General features: G+C 34.7%; 4 protein-coding genes. 3 read left to right on the forward strand and 1 reads right to left on the reverse strand.

Going from position 1 to position 3,855, the window contains the following annotated elements:
- The coding region (locus LDX58_RS25460) for an aldehyde dehydrogenase family protein (protein WP_227940036.1) at positions 1–362 on the forward strand (362 nt) is incomplete at its 5' end.
- A gap of 393 nt (positions 363–755) precedes the next feature.
- On the forward strand, positions 756–1,151 hold the full coding sequence (psiE, locus tag LDX58_RS25465; RefSeq protein WP_227940462.1) for a phosphate-starvation-inducible protein PsiE: 396 nt from the start codon (positions 756–758) through the stop codon (positions 1,149–1,151).
- A gap of 409 nt (positions 1,152–1,560) precedes the next feature.
- Here the strand turns inward: psiE and LDX58_RS26945 are convergent, their stop codons facing one another.
- A complete protein-coding gene (locus LDX58_RS26945; protein ID WP_227940460.1) occupies positions 1,561–1,839 on the reverse strand; it encodes an integrase core domain-containing protein in 279 nt (92 codons plus the stop codon).
- Between the two features lie 575 nt (positions 1,840–2,414).
- Between LDX58_RS26945 and LDX58_RS25475 the strand changes: the two genes are divergently transcribed.
- The coding region (locus LDX58_RS25475) for a spore germination protein (RefSeq protein WP_227940461.1) at positions 2,415–3,855 on the forward strand (1,441 nt) is incomplete at its 3' end.

Consider the following 3,855-nt stretch of genomic DNA (forward strand, 5'->3'; position numbering starts at 1 on the left):
TCTATATTAATCCAACTATTTTTGGAGATGCCGATCGTAATAGTAGAATTATGCAGGAAGAAATCTTTGGCCCTGTCCTTGCGATTGCGAAAGCAAAAGACTGGGAAGAAGCGATTGAGATTTATAATAGTACAGATTACGGTCTAACAGGTGGATTTTTCTCTTCCGATCAAGCTCGTATAGACCAAGCAATTGAACGTATGTATTGTGGGAACTTATATGTGAATCGAAACTGTACGGGTGCCCTTGTAGGTATTCATCCATTTGGTGGATTTAATTTATCTGGTACAGATTCTAAAGCCGGAAGTTACGAATACATCAAACTATTTAGTCAAGGAAAACTCCATACTCAAAAAATCTAACTAAAAAGAGGGGCTTGCCAAATGATTATTATGACTATCCTAAAAAGTTGTAGGATTGTTTGGCGAGCTTTTATCTTGTGAATTATTGATAAAAAAACCAAGGGACGATAAGAAAATTAAAATTGGTGAATTATAATCACTAATGAATGTGAATCTAGGGGACCGTATTATCCCTGACAGTACTTTAGCTATTTTAAAAGAAGATATAAAAGGTATTGGGAGTGATTAAAGTATTAAGGTGACTCTCTTATAAAAAGGTTTACGTGAATTTGAAATAGGTTTTTGTAAAAGTCCTATTGAAGGTTGTGAAGATTTAGTTAATACATTAATTTGATGGATTTTATTAATTTTTAAGCTGATGATAATAGGAATAAGGTGGACGATTTGATAAAAATGAGTAACCCAATTTCAATACCAAAAGTCTTTCAACTTTTTTTAAATGTATCATTAATACTTTTATGTGTTTTGCTCTGCATTTTACTTTTAAAAGAACTTTATCATTTTGGTATGGTCACTCTTTTAAATAAAAATGAACTACACCTTTTAGAGGATATTTTACTTTTTTTTCTTTATTTTGAATTCATTTCAATGATAGTTAAGTATTTTAGAGATAATTATCATTTTCCATTACGATATTTCATTTATATCGGAATAACTGCAATGACTAGATTAATCATTATTGATCATACTGACCCCATCAGTACACTTGTGTATGCTATTGTTATTTTAATATTAATTTTAGGATATTTTATTATTAATTACACCCCATTAAGTAGACCGAAGTATTAATCTCAAAAAGAGAATGCAGCAGCTATGTAAGTTGTGAGTTAGGAAGGTATAACTTTAACTTTCAGATAACATATAATGTTATGAATTTTATCGAATGACAATTAAGTACCGTGACTTACTTTTGGTAAGGTGAGCTATATCCTCTTTGTTTATTTTAATATTCTTTGCTTTCTACATTTCTTTAGATCTAGTTGGTGGAGCTATTTTCTTTGAGGCGGTGTTTGTCAAGATAGTTGACGCATTTAACTTATTTAATACCTTACTTCAACCGCGCTTCGCTTGCTGCCTGTCCAAATAGAACAAATGTTACTCAGTTCTATTGGGACAGGTTATCTTTCAATGGATTTAACGCCACTGAATTGTATGCCTTCCAATCTCTTGTCCCCCGTGACCATCGTTCAGGATGCTGCTATTTTACTTGCGCATAAACTATTTCACTATTTTTAAGCACATCTATATAACCCCCTGTATGAACTTGTTCACGTGTCACGAATTTAAGTCCACTATGCTGATGCTCACAGTTGTACCAATGGATAAATTTATTTGTCCATTCTCGAGCTACTGGCAAGTCTTGAAATCCCTTATAAGGAAATTCAGGTCGGTACTTCATGGTACGAAACATAGTTTCAGAATAAGGGTTATCGTTGCTAACTCTTACACCCAAAAAACTTGTAGCCTTCGCAGACATTGAGTCCAAGAGTTCACGAATCGGTTATAACCGAATAACAAAAAGAGGTTCAAGTAGGCTTCGATAGGCTCTTTACAATGCAGTATTAAGTGGTCTAAGAAATCTAGAAATGATAAACTAATAGAATATTATCAAGAAAACGAGAAGAAGGTAGATCTCATAAAGTTGTTATGATTGCTTGTGCTAATAAGTTCATACAATGGATCTTCTACATTTTTAAACGTAAAGAGGTATTTAGATAAATAAACATTAAAATACTTAAAACCAAGCCTTCCAATTGGATTGAGAAGGCTATTTAGTATGTCGAAATTATGAGGAAACGTAAATTAAATCATTTTTAACTCTTGATGATATATATTTGCGTTTTCTTGGTGCTGCCAAAAAAGGATTCTATAGGTACGTTATGCTAGATATTAATCTATGGAACATCGACTGTTGTAAACCCTTGAAATTATATTCAATACATTCCTTGACCGGGTCATCTACCTCATTGAACTTGAATGGACATCTTTAATCCTTTCATAAATATTTGAATATTTGTTAAGAATATTTAAAGTGAGGAGGTGCAATAAGTTTTGACGAGACTCACTAGAAAAGCATTGAAGAATATTGTTCGGAAAACAACTAATAATGAAGAAGTGGGAAATTCATCTTCTAAGCAGGAACATTTAAAGTCTTCTTTGAAAGAAAACATTAAACATATCCAAAACAAGTTAGGCAATAGCGCCGACCTTGTTATACGAAAGATTAAAATAGGTCCAGAAAATAAAATTGACGTGACGATCGTGTTCACAGAAGGTTTGATTGACACATCTTCTCTTCAAGAACTAATTGATTCATTAATTTATAAATTAAAACCAAATGACATTGAATCACAAGACCAAGACAACACTTCACTTATTAATGCTTTAAAAGAAAAAGCAGTCACTATTGGAGGAGTTGCTGAAATAATAGACTTCGCTACATTAACGACTAATATCTTATCCGGGCACGCTGCGTTTTTGGTTGAAAACCAATCAAAAGCTATCTCAGTAAGCATTCCAGGATATGAAAAACGTGGTGTAGAAGAACCTCAATCCGCAACCCTTATTAAGGGTCCCAGAGAGGGTTTTACAGAAACAATAGGAACAAACACATCCTTGTTACGGCGTAGAATAAGAAGTTCTAACTTATGGATGGAATCAAAGGAAATCGGGAGAGTCACTAAAACAAAAGTCGTTGTCGCTTATATTAAAGGAATTGCAAATGATGATGTAATAAAGGAAGTTCAGGAACGATTAGATCGGATTGATATAGATGCAGTTTTAGAAACTGGATACATAGAAGAACTGATACAAGACGAGAAATTCACGCCATTCCCTACTATTTTCAGCACTGAAAGACCAGATTCAGTTGCTGGAAAACTTGTAGAAGGGCGCGTTGCAATATTTGTGGATGGGTCTCCATTTGTTATGGTAGTACCAAGTTTGATTGTTGAGTTTTTCCAAGCGAGTGAAGATTACTACCTGCGCGCAGACATTGCTACTTTACTAAGGATCCTACGATTTTCCTGTTTTTTTATTGCTTTACTAGCTCCATCCCTTTACATTGCTGTTTTGACTTACCATCAAGAAATGCTCCCCACTACATTATTAATTGGGATAGCGGCACAGCGTGAAGGTGTCCCCTTCCCCGCACTTATGGAGGCACTTCTAATGGAAGTCGCTTTTGAGATTTTGCGAGAAGCGGGAGTTCGAATGCCTAGAGCTGTCGGGCAAGCAATGAGTATTGTTGGAGCATTGGTCTTAGGACAAGCTGCTGTTCAAGCAGGGTTGGTTTCACCTGCAATGGTTATAGTCGTTGGAATTACAGCAATATCGAACTTTTGCTTTCCTGCTATCAATTTAGCCGCAACCATACGAATGTTGCGTTTTGGAATGATGGCATTAGCGGGGACATTTGGTTTAATTGGAATAATGTTTGGGCTTATCTTATTGTGCATTCATTTATGTACACTCAGGTCTTTCGGAGTACCAT

This window comes from Alkalihalobacillus deserti, from assembly GCF_020734105.1.
Classification (GTDB): domain Bacteria; phylum Bacillota; class Bacilli; order Bacillales; family Bacillaceae_D; genus Halalkalibacter; species Halalkalibacter deserti.

Coding starts and splice junctions, on each gene's coding strand:
- psiE (WP_227940462.1), top strand. CDS start 756: ATGAGTAACCCAATTTCAATACCAAAAGTCTTTCAACTTTTTTTAAAT.
- LDX58_RS26945 (WP_227940460.1), bottom strand. CDS start 1,839: ATGTCTGCGAAGGCTACAAGTTTTTTGGGTGTAAGAGTTAGCAACGAT.